Annotated in this window: 15 protein-coding genes; 3 read left to right on the top strand and 12 right to left on the bottom strand. The window is 64.0% G+C overall.

Annotated features, from left to right (window positions below; translation table 11 throughout):
* Window positions 1-17: 17 nt before the first annotated feature.
* The 9 genes from BKA25_RS23905 to BKA25_RS23865 all read right to left on the bottom strand — a co-directional run bounded on the left by BKA25_RS23905 (window position 18) and on the right by BKA25_RS23865 (window position 5,881).
* Window positions 18-920 (bottom strand): hypothetical protein, encoded by a 903-nt coding sequence (locus BKA25_RS23905; RefSeq protein ID WP_069853238.1) that lies wholly within the window; start codon window positions 918-920, stop codon window positions 18-20.
* Between the two features lie 5 nt (window positions 921-925).
* Window positions 926-1,117, bottom strand: a complete 192-nt coding sequence (locus BKA25_RS23900) for a hypothetical protein (protein WP_069846466.1) — start codon at window positions 1,115-1,117, stop codon at window positions 926-928.
* Window positions 1,117-1,491 carry a hypothetical protein gene (locus BKA25_RS23895; protein ID WP_069846468.1) on the bottom strand — a complete coding sequence of 125 codons (375 nt, stop codon included), beginning with the start codon at window positions 1,489-1,491 and terminating at the stop codon, window positions 1,117-1,119. The genes BKA25_RS23900 and BKA25_RS23895 overlap by 1 nt, the downstream gene beginning before the upstream one ends.
* Entirely contained in the window at window positions 1,491-2,825 is a 1,335-nt protein-coding gene (locus tag BKA25_RS23890; RefSeq protein ID WP_236750469.1) for a cell division protein FtsK, read from the bottom strand. The genes BKA25_RS23895 and BKA25_RS23890 overlap by 1 nt, the downstream gene beginning before the upstream one ends.
* Window positions 2,826-2,983: 158 nt before the next feature.
* Window positions 2,984-3,172, bottom strand: coding sequence for a hypothetical protein (locus BKA25_RS23885; RefSeq protein ID WP_069846471.1), 189 nt, complete (start codon window positions 3,170-3,172; stop codon window positions 2,984-2,986).
* A gap of 6 nt (window positions 3,173-3,178) precedes the next feature.
* On the bottom strand, window positions 3,179-3,451 hold the full coding sequence (locus BKA25_RS23880; RefSeq protein ID WP_069846473.1) for a hypothetical protein: 273 nt from the start codon (window positions 3,449-3,451) through the stop codon (window positions 3,179-3,181).
* A 229-nt stretch (window positions 3,452-3,680) separates the two neighbouring features.
* Window positions 3,681-4,022: a hypothetical protein gene (locus tag BKA25_RS23875; protein ID WP_069846474.1), complete on the bottom strand. Its 342-nt coding sequence runs from the start codon at window positions 4,020-4,022 to the stop codon at window positions 3,681-3,683.
* Between the two features lie 616 nt (window positions 4,023-4,638).
* A complete protein-coding gene (locus tag BKA25_RS23870) occupies window positions 4,639-4,980 on the bottom strand; it encodes a hypothetical protein (RefSeq protein WP_311734509.1) in 342 nt (113 codons plus the stop codon).
* A gap of 199 nt (window positions 4,981-5,179) precedes the next feature.
* Entirely contained in the window at window positions 5,180-5,881 is a 702-nt protein-coding gene (locus BKA25_RS23865) for a GntR family transcriptional regulator (protein WP_216637780.1), read from the bottom strand.
* Window positions 5,882-6,937: 1,056 nt separating this feature from the next.
* On the opposite strand from BKA25_RS23865, the gene BKA25_RS28525 reads away from it, so the two are divergent.
* Entirely contained in the window at window positions 6,938-8,062 is a 1,125-nt protein-coding gene (locus BKA25_RS28525) for a hypothetical protein (RefSeq protein WP_184285102.1), read from the top strand.
* Here the strand turns inward: BKA25_RS28525 and BKA25_RS23855 are convergent.
* Window positions 8,044-8,724: a GAP family protein gene (locus BKA25_RS23855; RefSeq protein WP_069846479.1), complete on the bottom strand. Its 681-nt coding sequence runs from the start codon at window positions 8,722-8,724 to the stop codon at window positions 8,044-8,046. The genes BKA25_RS28525 and BKA25_RS23855 overlap by 19 nt on opposite strands.
* A gap of 441 nt (window positions 8,725-9,165) precedes the next feature.
* Here BKA25_RS23855 and BKA25_RS23850 point away from each other — a divergent pair, with 441 nt between their 5' ends.
* Window positions 9,166-10,143: a serine hydrolase domain-containing protein gene (locus BKA25_RS23850; RefSeq protein ID WP_216637781.1), complete on the top strand. Its 978-nt coding sequence runs from the start codon at window positions 9,166-9,168 to the stop codon at window positions 10,141-10,143.
* 131 nt (window positions 10,144-10,274) lie between these two features.
* On the opposite strand, the gene rph is transcribed toward BKA25_RS23850, so the two are convergent.
* Window positions 10,275-12,908 carry a rifamycin-inactivating phosphotransferase gene (gene rph, locus BKA25_RS23845; protein WP_069846482.1) on the bottom strand — a complete coding sequence of 878 codons (2,634 nt, stop codon included), beginning with the start codon at window positions 12,906-12,908 and terminating at the stop codon, window positions 10,275-10,277.
* A 334-nt stretch (window positions 12,909-13,242) separates the two neighbouring features.
* On the opposite strand from rph, the gene BKA25_RS23840 reads away from it, so the two are divergent.
* Window positions 13,243-13,926, top strand: coding sequence for a CPBP family intramembrane glutamic endopeptidase (locus BKA25_RS23840; protein ID WP_157420924.1), 684 nt, complete (start codon window positions 13,243-13,245; stop codon window positions 13,924-13,926).
* Between the two features lie 131 nt (window positions 13,927-14,057).
* Here the strand turns inward: BKA25_RS23840 and BKA25_RS23835 are convergent, their stop codons facing one another.
* A complete protein-coding gene (locus BKA25_RS23835; RefSeq protein ID WP_221312411.1) occupies window positions 14,058-15,140 on the bottom strand; it encodes a sensor histidine kinase in 1,083 nt (360 codons plus the stop codon).
* Between the last annotated feature and the right edge of the window lie 2 nt (window positions 15,141-15,142).

Genomic DNA, 15,142 nt, shown 5'->3' with positions numbered 1-15,142 from the left:
GGTGATGCGGATCCGGGCTAGGCCCGTACCTGGTGCCCGTTGTTCGGGTGCAGGGCCGAGACGATCCGATCGGCCAGCTCGGCCGGGACGCGGACCGCAGTGCGGATGTCGTCGACCGTGACCGGGCGACCCGCCGCCGCAGCCTCATCGGCCACCGTCCGCAACGCGGATGTCATCGAGTCCGGCAGCCGCAACCGCCGAGCCACCGACACCACATCCACCGCCACTGGGGCCACCGCAGTGGACCGCAGCACCGAGACCACCTCGGGAACCGGGACGACCTCGGGAACCGGCACCGGGTCAGGAGTCGCCACGGGAGTCGGTTCGGGGACCGGTTCGGCTTGACGTGCCGAGTCGTAGCACTCGGTGATCGCCTGCCGCATCCGCCGTTGGACGATCGGCATCGCTTCGGCCAGCAGGAACACGATCACCGGGACCATGCCCTTGATGAACAGCATCCCGATGTCGATTTCATTGCCACCGAACAACGGCGGGTAGACGTTCATGAAGAACGTGCAGAACAGCAGGAAACGTTTCAGGTTGGTGGTCTCGTCACTGTCCGGTTCGATCCCTCGTGACAAGATCTCCGATTCCCAATTGAGCAACAGAATCAGAATTCCGGCAACCATCGGTTCGACGAACCAGGCCGCCCACCACAGCGGATCGGTCGGTTCGAGATCACCCGCGATGAACTCGTGAACCCCCGCTGTGGTGAACACCAGACCCGCCGCGAGGAACCACCACATTCCCGTAGTGATGCGCCGCCGGGTCCGATCCAACCGAGCCGCAGCCACATCCGGATCGTCGACCAGCTCGCGCAGGTTCTTGGACTCTGCCCGCCGATGCCGAAGGCGGATCACCGTCTTGGTGACACCGCCCTCGACATCGACTGGCGCCGCGCTCTTGCGTCGCCATCGCATCCGTTTCACTCGTCCTTGGTGCGGCGGAACGCCGCAGCGAGTGCGGTCACCTGGGCAACAAGCAACACCGCCAGTAGCACGGCAATACCGGGTCCGAGCGTCAACCAGATCGCCCACACGACCAGAGCTAGGCCGATCACGTTGGCGGTCAGGATCGCGATTCCTCGGGCGGTGATCGGGAGTTGCAGCAGCACCATCAGTTTCTTCCCTTCGCGAGTGGCGCCCAGCGTTGGTAGAGGTTCTTGCCCTTGCGGGTCAGACAGAGCAAGTCGACCGACCGTCGTACCGCTCCTTGGCGGAGACTGACCGTCTCGCCCTCTGCGAGCAGACCGCACTCCATGAGGTGCAGGACCGCCGCCTCATCGGCCGCAGGGAGTTTGGTGTGGTGGTCCAGGTCCTCATCCACTCGAATCACGGTGGTGGCGAGAGCACCCATCACCGCGAGGTGATTGCCCGCCGCGCCTTCTAGTGCGGTCCGAATCTGTTCGTGCGAAAGTCCGAATGGTCGCGGGTCTTTCGTCTTGCGTGATGCCTGCTGGTGTTCCTGGCCGAAGATGTCGAGTTGTGTCATCACGCGACCGCCTCATCCCGCAGGGGGACAACGTTGTCCGGCGGCTGTTCCGGAGAGCACGTCCGTACCAGTTCGGCGATGTCCTCATCTGTCTGGTTCGCCGCTCGAACTCGACGGGGGTGGCGGGATTTCTCATGCTTGACGAAGCCCACACCCGCATGAGTTCCCAGGGGAATCTCATGAGCCAGTGCACCGGCTTCCAGCATTCCATCTCCCAACACCGCGTTGACGTGATTCGCACTCGTCAGGGCCAGGCAAATTCGAGTCGTGAAGAGATCACGAATCGGGACGACCTCCTTTGTTGGTTCCTGGACGTAGGCCACAAAGGAGAAACCTGGTGCGCGACCCTGGGTCATTCCCTCTGCAATCAAGCGCAATGCCCGTTTCACTGACTGTGAATCGCCGTAGGCGCTCAGCATCGCGAGTTCGTCCACCATCAGGACATCCAGAGGCGTTTCACGTGAAACAGTGAATTTTCGAAGTCCGGCGTCCCGCAAGTCTTTTTGTCGTTTCTTCATGTCATCGCGCCACGATTCGATGACGTCGACACCCGAGGACAGATCAGAGGTGCCGTCCGCAGTAGTGCACGACGAATGCTCGAAGAACAACGGTGCAGCTGCACCGGTCTCCATGCCGCCTTTCGGGTCGACCATCCGAACCCTCACCAGGCCGTCACGGATCATCGGTCCCACACCACGCAGGGTCGACCACATTAGCGACCCCTTGCCGCTGCCAGTGACACCTGCATTGAGCCAGTGTCGACCGATCAGCTGCTCCGTCCACTCCTCGCCGAATTCGGTCTCACCCAAGGGCACCGCCGTGAGGTCGACATCCGCAGAGTCTTCCGCGATTGGCATCGCGTCGATCGGCGCCGCATCCCCGAATGGGTCGGTACGCTCGATCACCAACCGCACAGTCTGGGGGCGGATCTTGAGAACTACCAGGTGGTGTGCCCGGAGCGCGTCCGCTAGCGGTTCGGCCTGGTCCTGCCACATCCGGAGCGTCTGACCGCCCACCATTAGCACGTCCACCATGTCGATCGATGGCGTCACCGATCGAACCCGGAGGATGCGGGGTACCCGTTCCACCTGGGTCTGACGGTGTTCCCTGGTCAGGTCGCAATCGCGCAATGCCCGTGACCACCGGTGGCCCGCATATGACCACCACCGCCGGCGGGCAGCCCGCAGGCGCGGCAACAGAAGATGGTCGAACGAATCCGGATGTCCCCGGTACCAGCTGAGCAGGCCAACACCGAGCCCTGCCGCGACCGCGCTCGTAGTCACCGGCCCGAACGTCGCGGCGGACGCACCAACCGAGACCGGCAGGCTCGTCACCAGCGGATGACGTGCGCACCACAGCGCTGCACGCCATTCCCGACCCTGTCTCCGACTAGACTTACCCACCGGTCACTCCTTTCAGTGATCGACAGAAGGAAGGGGATCGGGCCGTGGTTCCGCCAAGAATTCAACGGCCCGATCCGCCCAATTCGCGACTAGTCCCGAATGATGCTCTCCGCATCGGTGAGCGCCACTGAGTACGCGGCAATATCTCGCGCCAACTCATCATGCTTCTTCTTGAACGAGGAGAAGCGGAAGGGAATCCCTTCCATCGACTTCCGCACCTGCATCATCGCCTTATCGATGTCTTCCGCAGAGCGGAACACTGTGAACTTTGCCGCCATATTCGGTCACACCCTCCACTGGCGAGACAGCAACTCTGCCTCATACGTCTTCAAGTCAGCCCTGAAATCTTCCAACGAGCGCCCCGCCTTCTCTCGGGCTTTCTTCACATCCTCCTTATCTACCGAGTTCTGCCAGCCGGAGAACGCCACGTTGGGCTTCTCGCCCATCTTCTTGATGAGCTTGTCCGACTCCTCCAACGCCAACAAAACCGCGTTCAGCGCCGTCACCATCGACTGGTATTTCTCCTGTGACGCCTTGTTGATTGCTTCGATCTGCACCGAGGTGCTCCCCTTTCTTGTCTTGTTCAGGCTGATGCGCCCCTCCCATTCACCGACACAAGCCGGTGAATGAAAGGCACGGTCAGACCAACGCGATATTCTCAGTCTCTAGTTGATCAATCTTCAGTGCTTATCGGGGTATTGATGGGGTCAGGCATACCGCAGGAGAGGCACCACCCCGATGTCTGGAAAACGTGCTTACCCTGAAGACACAGAATGAGATCACTTGTCATCCCGGCCACCCTTCGTGGCCCATTCCAGGGTCACCTCCGGTGAGACCGTAATACTTCTCCGCGACATCGGCGTAGAAACGGGACCGTTCGTCGTTGCTGCACTTCGCGCCTACGTAAGCCCGCTGCCTCAGCTCGTCCATTTCGATATCGGGAACCGTCCAGAACATCCAGAACCACCAGCTCGCTTGCAGGTCGTACAACCGTGAAATACGGGTATACGCCCGCGCCTTCTCACCTGGGTCCGACGACTTCCATGCCACGGATTGAGCGATCCGGATTTCGCGCTCGATCCGTTTCAATGCGGCCAGACCCTTCTGCCTCACCTCGGATCCGGTCATGGCGACACCACCCCGTACTGGACGCCCTCCGAGCGGACCGGCCGTGCGCAGCGAGCACAGGAGTTCCAGCCCCACACCACCGCCACCACTGAACGGGCACCACACAACTCACACACCAACGTCTGTACCTACTTCCCTGTAGAATGCGAACGCTGTCCCCGCCCAGCTCGAATGGGCGGGGACAGCGCCGGTCGGGTCTTGTTACTTGCAGGTGCAGGCCAGCCCGACCCATCCGCACCGATCACAGATCCACGGCTTGGGCGGAAGAACCCGAACACCACATGTCCAGTCAGCCATCCTCATCCGCCTTTCCGATACACGCGCCACCCGTGTAACCCTGAACCATTTCGCCTCCCTGTATTCATTCGCGCCGTATTCCTGTGGTTTGACGCGCCACCAGGCCCATCCCGAGAGAGTTGAGAACCACGTCACGCGGGATGGGCCGACATCGCGAGTCAACCCGTATATTCAGTTAGAAAAGAACAAGCGGGCACAATGCCGCAAACAATCTTGTTTTTGGGCGCACTTATCCACTGTGAAGTTTTCAAAGAACAAACAGGCAGGTTGAGATCGCCTTCACGAACAAAGAAAGAAATCGAGCTGAATGCGCGAGCGTCTATCGGCCGGTCGGCTTCAGGCCCAGCGCGGAAAACGAGATACCCGAAGAGAACCGACTTCCACGCTGGTTCTGCCACGGGCTTACCGTTGCGTCGATCAGCTCGACGTAGGAACCCTCATCGAATCCGTCACCCGGGTCCGCTCGAAGAGTCACCGCGTACTCCTCACCCTTCGGCACCCGCTCACCCTCAACGGGGCGCTTCTTCATGAAGAGCTTCACCACGAACTGGGGTGCGCCGTCGAAGCCGGTCGCTACCGACTCCACGCCCGTCACGTCATCCGTACGCATCTTCATCTGGGGCGCTTCGGTGATCATCAGCTTGTATCCGGTCAGGTTCACGGGGATGTTCTTCATGCTTGCTCCTGGTCGGTGAGTAGGCGGTGGCCTAGGCCACCCGCTTTTCTCTTGATTGAGACATCTTGTGTTGTGTGTCCACTATGGCAGGTGGCCTAGGCCACCGTCAAGCCGGTTTGCTGCTCCAAAAGAGTGAATCCCCAGGACTGTTAGCTTCCTGGGGATTCACCATCTGGCTGGATTGCTAGTCGAGGAGCCAGGACGTCGAGGCCCAGTGGTTCGCTGGGCGGACCGATTCGCCGTACTCGATCACCACGCCGTCCTCAGTCCACACGGTGTTTCGTCCAGCCAGGACGGGTGAGCCGATGGGAACACCCAGCGCCTCGCTGTCCTCCGTCGTCGCCGTTCGTGCCGACTTGTCATCGCGTCCGCGTGCGATGACCAGGTTTGCGGTTTGCTCGAGATACGCAGCAGTTCCGCCCTTGATTCGTTCCGTCGTGAGCAATGCCGGTGCGGTCTCCGCATGGGAGGCGTCGAACCACGAAGTCGAGAGCGAGATCGGACTATCGCCTCTATACGTCACGCGCACGCGACGGATCAGGTCTCGACCCTCATCGATGCCGAATACGTCCGCAAGGTAAGCGGATGCGGCAGCGAGGGAAGCTTCGGTGATCTTGGCGTACTCGTCGGGCCCGTAGATCTTCCCGGTGCGCCGTGCGCGCGCGAAACGATCCTGTGGCGACTCTGGACGTAGTGCCGCAGCGCGAACGATGGTCCCGACACCCTGAATGGACTCAACGAGACCATCAGCCCGTAGCGCCGCGAGAACCTTGGTGGCGGTAGATCTGGAGACCTCCCAGTCCACCACAATCTGACGCTCAGACGGGACAGAAGCCCCGGGCGCGAGCGTGCCATCGATGATCTGATTTCGGATGTGTTCCAGCACCTGTAGATAGGGCGGCACTGGTCGGTCAATTACTGGTGACACTTCTCTTCCTCTCTCTCGGCCGCCCGGAACGTTGGTGGCTTCTGGCGTAGGCCACCACGAACATATCACCTGGTTGTCTGTCCTCTCAGCCAAGGAGATCTACGCCTCAGGCCCCGCACCGCTGGTGTGTTCAGAGTTTCTTTACTTCATCAAGCGCGGCCCCCGGCTCACGCCGGGGGCCGCTGGCCGCTCCGACCACCCCGGCATGCGGCCTGGCGGCCGGTCCGGCGCGGCCGGGCGGCCAGGACTCAGGGATTGAGCAGAGGGACGCCCGAAGAACACGGGCAGAGGGCGTGACGTGCTGGCCGACGTGGACCAGTTGTGCTGCTCGGTGGGTGGAGCAGTCCCACGGAGCGCGAGGGTGGTCGCCGTGGCAGAGCTGGTCCAGGCGCTCCGGCTGCCGCCCTATGGACAACGCGACTCGCTGCGCGAATCGAGTTGACCACAGGTTGCCACTGAGAGATCGGTCCCGTGCCGCGGTCGTCACCGGTCGTCGGGCTGGACCGCGTGAAACTGCCCGCTGCTCGGGAGCGGGTTCGCGTGCAGAAGAGATGCCCTCGCCGGGCAGGCAGATCAACAGGATGAGGGAAGGGGCAAGCCGGTGCCGGATGGGAAGGTGGTCCCGAAGTCCTCATCCCACCGACCTCCCCAAGGGCTATCAGCCGCGTCAAGGGGGCAGACCGCAGAACCCTCACCAAGGTCTCCCGGTGCCCCCTTGACACGACTGATCGGGCTGACGCCAGGTCGGCGGGATGAGGACAGCGGCTCCCTCTGCTGTACAGCAGCGAAGTACAGCAACGCCACCGAACGCGGATGACCTTCGCTGCCCGTTAACGACCCTCGATCGACCGCAATGACCATGAACGACCGTGGCGCCAGTAGTTCGCATCGAGAAGGTCCGGGGTTCGATTCCCCGCAGCTCCACTCGATTCGGGGTGAGTTGTGTCAATGCTTTGCATTGACCGGCTCACCTCGTTTTTTTGTTTGGGGGTGTAACCCCCAAGCCCCACCCGGGTGGCTTCGCCCCCGGACCCCCGGCTCGGCTCGGCTTTGCCCTTGGGCCTGCGGCTCGGCTCGGCTTTGCCCTTGGGCCTGCGGCTCGGCTCGGCTTTGCCCTTGGGCCTGCGGCTCGGCTCGGCTTTGCCCTTGGGCCTGCGGCTCGGCTCGGCTTTGCCCTTGGGCCTGCGGCTCGGCTCGGCTTTGCCCTTGGGCCTGCGGCTCGGCTCGGCTTTGCCCTTGGGCCTGCGGCTCGGCTCGGCTTTGCCCTTGGGCCTGCGGCTCGGCTCGGCTTTGCCCTTGGGCCTGCGGCTCGGCTCGGCTTTGCCCTTGGGCCTGCGGCTCGGCTCGGCTTTGCCCTTGGGCCTGCGGCTCGGCTCGGCTTTGCCCTTGGGCCTGCGGCTCGGCTCGGCTTTGCCCTTGGGCCTGCGGCTCGGCTCGGCTTTGCCCTTGGGCCTGCGGCTCGGCTCGGCTTTGCCCTTGGGCCTGCGGCTCGGCTCGGCTTTGCCCTTGGGCCTGCGGCTCGGCTCGGCTTTGCCCTTGGGCCTGCGGCTCGGCTCGGCTTTGCCCTTGGGCCTGCGGCTCGGCTCGGCTTTGCCCTTGGGCCTGCGGCTCGGCTCGGCTTTGCCCTTGGGCCTGCGGCTCGGCTCGGCTTTGCCCTTGGGCCTGCGGCTCGGCTCGGCTTTGCCCTTGGGCCTGCGGCTCGGCTCGGCTTTGCCCTTGGGCCTGCGGCTCGGCTCGGCTTCGCCCTCGGGCTTGCGGCTCGGCTTTGCCCTCGGGCCGTCAGGCCCTGGTTGGTTTCGCCCTTGGGGTCCTCGGCCGAGTTGGTTCCGCCCCCCCGGGGGTGGCCGTGGCGGCTTGGGGTCGGTGGGGGCAACGGCTAGGCGGCCTCGATTGAGCTCGGCCAGGCGTTTCCTTATTCGTCAGCGTGGCCGGGGGCGTGCTGGCAGGGCAGCCGCCGAGCTGGCCCGCGGCGGGATCCTCACAATTGTGATCACCGCCGTCCACCGCGCTCCGAGGCGCTGGAGCTCACGTGCGACGGCGCCCCGTCATCGCGGACACGGTTTGTCGATACACGGCACAGGTTCTCCGGGCGGTGAGCGCATGTCGGCGATACCCACGCTTTATCGGGAACCGGCTTGAGCGATCGTGATCGCGATTTCAGCGGGCAAAGCGTTGAGAAGGATGAGGATGCCTGCGATGCCTACGATCCAGCGCAGCATGTCGCGAGAGCCGGAATCCAGACGGCGTTGCCAACGTTCGAGGCGCTCGCGTAGCTGTTCGCGCATGATCACCCCGGCGAGATAGAGCGCGATGCCGGGCAGGATCATGATCACCACATAGGCGCCCAGCAGGGAAAGCCATGCGACTGCTTCCAGTTCGGCGGAGGTCATGATGCCGATTGCGCCGAAGTACGGCACCGCCGTATAGAACTCGAATAACCATGTCCCCAACCCGAGCAGCATCATCGACCGGACGGTGACCGTCCGCTCCCGCATGGAAGTGCGATCGGGGTTTCGATCGGGAATGAACCAGCTTCCAGCGAACAACGCGACGCCGATGCCTGCCTGCACCCATGCCGACACGGTGGGATCGATGGTATGGACGATCGTGCCTAGGCCGAGCATGAGCAGCACACCGAGCGCGAAGTACGAGACCGCGACCGTGCCCAGATAGGTGCTCAGCAGAAGAACGGATCTGTGCGGCCGGGCGAGCATCAGGTAGATCGTGACGCCGATGACCGCAGGGCTGAGCATGTCCAGTGCCGCCAGACCCAGCACGGCGATCACGGTCACCACGGACATGCGCGGTTCCCTTCATCTCAGAGGCGGGGACGAGACATGCGCGCTTGACCAATATGTCATCGGCGACACCATCGATTGGCGGTCTTCGAGACGATCGTGACAGTGGGCTCGGCGGCGTGCTGTGTGCTGCCACCAACATGTCCCTGCGGCGCGATGCCGAATCCGCCTTTCCCAGGGCGGTGTTGAGCGCGCTGCGAAAGAAGCAGCGATGTCGACAATGGGGGTACAAGAGACGCCATCCCGTGCAACGCTTCTCCTGCGCGGCGCCTTCGCCGTGTCCAGGGGCGACCACACCAGGAGTCGTCGGAGCGCGGGGATCAGCCGGGGTGGCACACCGTGAGGCGAAATAGAGCGGGCGGGATCCTCATTGCGATGGCGCTTGTGGTTGCCGGTTGCGGTTGGGCAGGTCCGGATTCCATCGAGGAGTTCGTTGCGGAGACGGTGCCCGAGCAGTCCCGTGGGATCCTGATCGCGGCGCAGAGTGATGAACTCACCGTGTGTCAGGGTTGGGGCTTCGCCAACGAGGAAGACCAGGTCCCATTCGGATGCGACACAGTCGTAGACGTGATGTCGATGACCAAGCAGTTCACCGCCGCCGCCGTGCTCAAGCTCCAGATGCGCGGCGAACTGAGCGTCGACGATCCGATCAGCGACTATTTCGATCACGTGCCGGTGGACAAACGTGCGATCACCGTGGAGCACCTGCTGACCCATACCTCTGGGCTGGCCGGAGGCCTCGGCGACGATTACGAGCCCGTCATGCGGGACGAACTGATCGATCGAGCCATGGACTCGACGTTGCAGTCGGCACCGGGGACCGTCTATGCGTATTCGAATCTCGGCTACAGCCTGCTTGCCGCCATCGTCGAAATGGCTTCCGCCAGCGGCTATGAGGCGTTTCTAGTCGAACACCTATTCACCCCGGCGGGCATGACCTCGACCGGCTATGTGCTCCCCGACTGGAATCAGGCTGACATCGCCATCGAGTACGACGCAGACGATGCCGCCCAAGGCAGGCCGACGGGGCGCCCTTGGGCTGAGGACGGGCCGTACTGGAATCTGCGGGGCAACGGCGGTTTACTCTCCACCGCGCGTGACATGTTCCGATGGCACGTCGCACTGCTCGAAGACGATGTCCTAAATCAGGATGCGAAGTCGCAGCTGTTCGAGCCGCATGTCCGCGAGGAACCCGAGGATACGCACTACGGCTATGGCTGGGTCATCACCGAGTTGGACGGTCAGACGGCCGCATGGCACAACGGAGCGAACGCCAACGCATACGGTGAGATCGCGCGCACACCCGACGGCCGGGCCATGGTGTTCTGGATCAGCACGCAGGCGATCAGCGATCAAGGGCAGTGGGACTTCGAAGAACTCGGCCCCGAGCTGACCGAAGGTACGTTCACGAGACTTCTCTAGCGCTCGAGTCGCAGGCGGGGCAGCCCGAGGCTTCAGTCGATGGGCCGGGACGAGCGGGACGATGCCGAAACATGAACGACGCAGGCCTCTCGATGAGGCCGGACAGTGTCGTGCATCAGCCCCGCCCGAAACTAATCGAGGAGCTCGACGTAGCCCTGTGTCCCGTTCACCCGGATTCGCTGACCGTCGCGGATCAGCCGAGTGGCGTGCTCGACCCCCACCACGGCGGGCAGGCCGTACTCACGGGCGATCACTGCGCCGTGGGTCATCCGGCCGCCTACCTCGGTCACCAGGCCCTTGATCCCGATGAAGAGCGGCGACCAACTCGGGTCGGTGAATGCGGTGACGAGGATGTCGTCCGGTTCTAGATCGGCCTCCGTCATCTCCAAGACCACGCGGGCCCGTCCTTCGACGGCTCCGGTGGAGACCGGTAGACCGATCAACGCGCCTGCGGGCAGGTTGTCGCGGCGATAGGTGCCCGCCAGAGCCTCGCCATCCGAGGTGAGGACCCGTGGTGGCGTCAGCGCTCGATACGACTCGAACGCCTCCCTACGGCTGTGAATGAGCGCCTGATCCACCTCGCCGGTGCGCACGACCTCCTGCAACTCCTCGAACCTCAGGAAATAGGCGTCCGCCTGTTCGTGAAGCACGCCTGCTCGCACCAGCCGGTCGGCCTCGGCCAGGAGAGCGCGTTTGTAGATGAAGTAGCGGCTGACCATGCCGTACTTCGGGTACTCCCGGTAGCCCACGAAGGTGCGGAGTCGGTCGATCATCCGCTGGGTCTCCTCGGCTTTGTTCTCGTCGTCCGGCAAGGCGCGCAGGCGTTCCAGAAGGTTTTGTTCCTTCTGTTTCGCCTGCTGCAGGCCCTGCTCGAAGCGCTGTCCTCGGGCGCCCCGCTCGAAGTTGTCGATGTTGCCGAGGATCAGCGGCACCAGGGCGCTGGGTTGTTCGCTCCAACGCGGCCGGGTGATGTCGATCTCGCCGACACAGCGCATCCCATAGGCGTCCAGATAACCCCGGATGGCGGTCAACGACTCGGGTCCACCGACCAGCCCCGCCAGCTCCGCGGCGAAGTCGTCGTGCTCGACGGTCCGGAGGAAGGCCACCACCGCCGGATACGGCCGGATCGCATCTGCGACGTCCAGCAATGCCAGGCCCATCTCCGAGGTGATGTTGTTCGGCGCGGACTGGATGAGCGTGTCGGCGGCGTTGTCCTCGCCCAGCCATGCCTGGAGATTGTCATTCAGCCACCAGGTCGCCTCCACCACCGCCAGGATCACCCGATGGCCGAGCGGGTCGAACACGACACGCTGCAACTCGCCGAGATCGGCGCGGATGAAGTCGAACAGCTCCGGTCCCGACCGCGTCTGGATGTCGCGGCCTGCGGCAGCCGTGGATTCCCGGCCGCGCTGGATCAACCCGGTGACGATGGCCGGATCCGTTTCGAGCGGATCGGTGGGCTGGTTGGTACCCGGACCGACGGGCGCGCCGCCCTCATTCGGCGGGATGAAGTCGCCCCGATCGAGGACCGTTTGCAGGGCATCCGTGATCAGTGGATCCGACTTTCCGAGCGCATCGAGGAGTCCGTCGCGACTCGCGGGCGAACCCAAGGCTGTGGTGACATCGACGAACAACCTGCCCGCCGCCTCGGCCATCCGCCGTGGCGTCGTCAGCTGCCAGAAGGACAGACCCAGCGGTTTGATCGGGTCGGTCATCATCTGCTGATGGCCGACCGAGACATAGACGTGGTTGGATTCGTCCCCGCTCTCCGGGATGGGGAACAGCGTGGTGATCGGACGGCTCTGCACGATTTGGAACTCGCCGTCGGTCAGACACCACTCGATGTCCTGCGGGCGGCCGAAGTGCGTCTCGATCCGCCTGCCCAACTCAACGAGTCTGACCGCCTGCACGTCGGTGAGCGTCGGTTCCCGTTGCCGATCGACGGCTAGCGCTTCTTCCCGCGTGCCGCCTGCCGGTATCGCCCGCACCGTCAATCGTTTGGCGGCGATCGTCTTATCGAGGACCACCCCGTCGCGCACCCGGTAGACATCCGCGTTCACCACTCCGGATACCAGGGCCTCCCCTAGACCGAAGCCGGCTTCCACGGTGGCGACCCTGCGGTTGGACGTGACGGGGTCGGCGGTGAACAGGATTCCTGCGACGTCGGAGACGACCAGTCGTTGCACCACCACGGCCAGGCGAACCTCGCGGTGGTCGAAGCCGTTGCGCAGCCGATAGGTCACGGCCCGCTCGGTGAACAGCGAAGCCCAGCAGCGGCGGACATGGTCGAGGATCGAACTCGCACCCATGACGTTGAGGTAGGTGTCCTGCTGGCCCGCGAACGAGGCTGTGGGTAGATCCTCGGCCGTCGCGCTGGATCGGACGGCGTAGGCGGCCGCCGCACCGAATCGATCGAGCGGCCCAGTGATCGCCGCCGCGAGATCGGCCGGGATGGGGGTCTGCTCGATGCTATTGCGGATTTCGGCACTGAGGGTGCGAATCATGCCCCGATCGTCGGATTTCATGCCTGCAAGTCGATCGAGGAGATTCTCGATTCCCGGGGCTTCCGCCATGATTCGCCGGAAGGCATTCGTCGTCACGCAATAGCCTGCGGGAACGCTGATGTCCGCCATTCGGGAAAGTGATCCTAGGTGAGCTGCCTTACCGCCGACCAGCGCGACCTGCGAAGGGTTGATCTCCGCAAGGTCCAGCACATAGTCAGCGGACGGTGAAGAACTCGTTGGATTGTGTTGCGAATCAAGCATTCTGCTACTTCCCCCTGAGGTTTCCGGTGGTGGCCGAAGGATTGTGCGGCATGACCCGGGCCTTGCCGCAAGACCCGGGGTGCGCTATAAATTGAAAGTGGCAGGGAGGGCGATTTCCTGCCATTCGACTTCCTTCGCTTCCGTGAATTCCAGTTCATCGCCCTCGTGCGTCGATCTCGGTGGCGGGCTACTCGGCCGACGGGTATGGATGCAACGGTCGTGTCGTCGCCGGTGAACCGGGGAGCCTCCAGGCGGGCAGGGAAAGCAAGGTCTCGGAGATGCGCGTGACCGACCCAGACAGCCCCGACGGTTCGCGTTGCTTCGGCGCTACCCGGTGCTGGGGTTCTACGTACTGCTGCTGGTGGTCAGTTGGCCGCTGCAGATCATCGGCGGACCGCATGCCATGGTGGCGATCGTGCTGGTCGGGCCGAGTGCCTGCGCCTTCCTCCTGACACTGGCCGTCGACGGGCGAGTAGGCGTTGTCGCGTCGACTGCTGATCTGGAAGGCGGCCGGCCGGTGGTACCTCGTCGCGTTCGGAGTGGGCGGCTGTGTGCTCGGGGCGGCCTACCTGGTCACCGCAGTGTTCTTCCCAACAGAAGTGGTCCTACCACCGATGTCGGTGCTGGTGTCGGTCCCGATCAATCTCGTGCTGATCTTCGTGCTCGCGGTCTGGGCGAGGAGTTCGGTTGGCGCGGCTTTGTGCTGCCGCGGTTACAACAGCGGCACGGCCCGGTGGTCGCCAGCGGGCTGACCGGTGTGCTGTGGTTCGGCTGGCATGTTCCGCTGATCGTCACCGGAAATGACCTCTGGTTGCCGATTCTGCTGGCGTTCTTCCTCGGGATACTGGGCGACTCGGTGATCTACACCTGGCTGTTCAACCGAACGGGCGGCAGCGTTTTGCTGGTAGCCCTCACGCTGCGGGCAATACCTGGGGTGGTCACCTCTACCAGTCGACCTTCGCCTTTGACCCACCCGGCCCGTTGTTCTTCGACATCCTGCGCCAGACGACCTATCTGATGCTGGGCATCACGGTGCTCGTCTCGACGTCGGCCCGGCTGGGCGTTCGGCGCTGACACCGGTGAAGCGGTTGACACTGGTGAAGCGGTTGACCCCGGTGAAGCGGCATGCCTCGAAGAGCTCGGGCCGGCTCAGTGTTGCGGCGTTTCCGGCGGCGCGACCGGCAGCCACACGGTGACGATGAGCCCACCTGCGGGTCGGGCCTCGATGTGCACCGTTCCGTCGTGTGCCCTGGTGATGCTCTGCACGATCGCCAGGCCGAGGCCGACGCCTGCGTGATCGTTGTCGTGCACCCGTTCACTGCCGCGTTGGAAGGGCTCCAGCAGCGTCGAGAGCAGCGCAGGGGAGAGCATGTTGCCGGTGTTCTCGACGCGCAGCACCGCCGCACCCTGCCGGACATCGGTGTGCACCGAGATCATGCCGTCGGCGGGCAGGTTGTGGACGATGGCGTTCTGCACGAGGTTCGTCGCCACCCGCAGCAACAGCCCCGCCGAGCCGATGGTCCTGGCCGGTTCGCCGGTGACGTCGAGGGTGATGCCGCGTTGTTCGGCGAGCGGGAGCAGCGTCTCCACGGCCTCGTCCGCCATCAGCGACAGATCGACGACCTCACGGGCGAAGGATCGTCGGTCGGACCGACTGAGCAGCAGTAGCGCCTCGGTCAGCTCGATCGCTCGGGTGTTGACGGTGCCCAGCCGCGCGATCAGTGCGTCCACGTCGCGATCCGGGTCGTTACGCGCCACCTCCAGCAGGGTGTGCGAGATGGCCAGCGGTGTGCGCAGCTCGTGGGAGGCATTCGCGGCGAACCGCTGTTGCTCGGCGACGTGGGATTCGAGTCTGCCGAGCATGATGTCGAAGACGTCGGCGAGTTCGCTGAACTCGTCCCTGGAGCCGGGCATCGCGATCCGGTGGGACAGCGATCCGCTCGCGGCCAGCCTGGCGGCGACTCCGATGCGATTCAGCGGCGCGAGCATCCGCCCGGCCAAGAACCAGCCTCCCACCACCCCGACCACGAGCAGGAACAGCAGCACCAGGGTCGCGGCCGGTGTGAAGGCACGCAGCAGATCCGTTTGGTTGGGCACGAAACCGTCGGTGAGGTGGATTGCCTCATCCGGGACATAGCGGAGTAGGAACAGCCAGACGGCGGCCAGCAGCATGGCGCCGGTCAGGAGCAGGAAACCGGCGTAGCTGAGGGTGAGTTTCAGCCGGACGCTCATGC

Origin of the sequence: Actinoalloteichus hymeniacidonis (assembly GCF_014203365.1) — a bacterium.
GTDB lineage: Bacteria > Actinomycetota > Actinomycetes > Mycobacteriales > Pseudonocardiaceae > Actinoalloteichus_A > Actinoalloteichus_A hymeniacidonis.
Note: the sequence above shows the minus strand (reverse complement) of the source record. Positions and strands in the feature narration are given on the sequence as shown.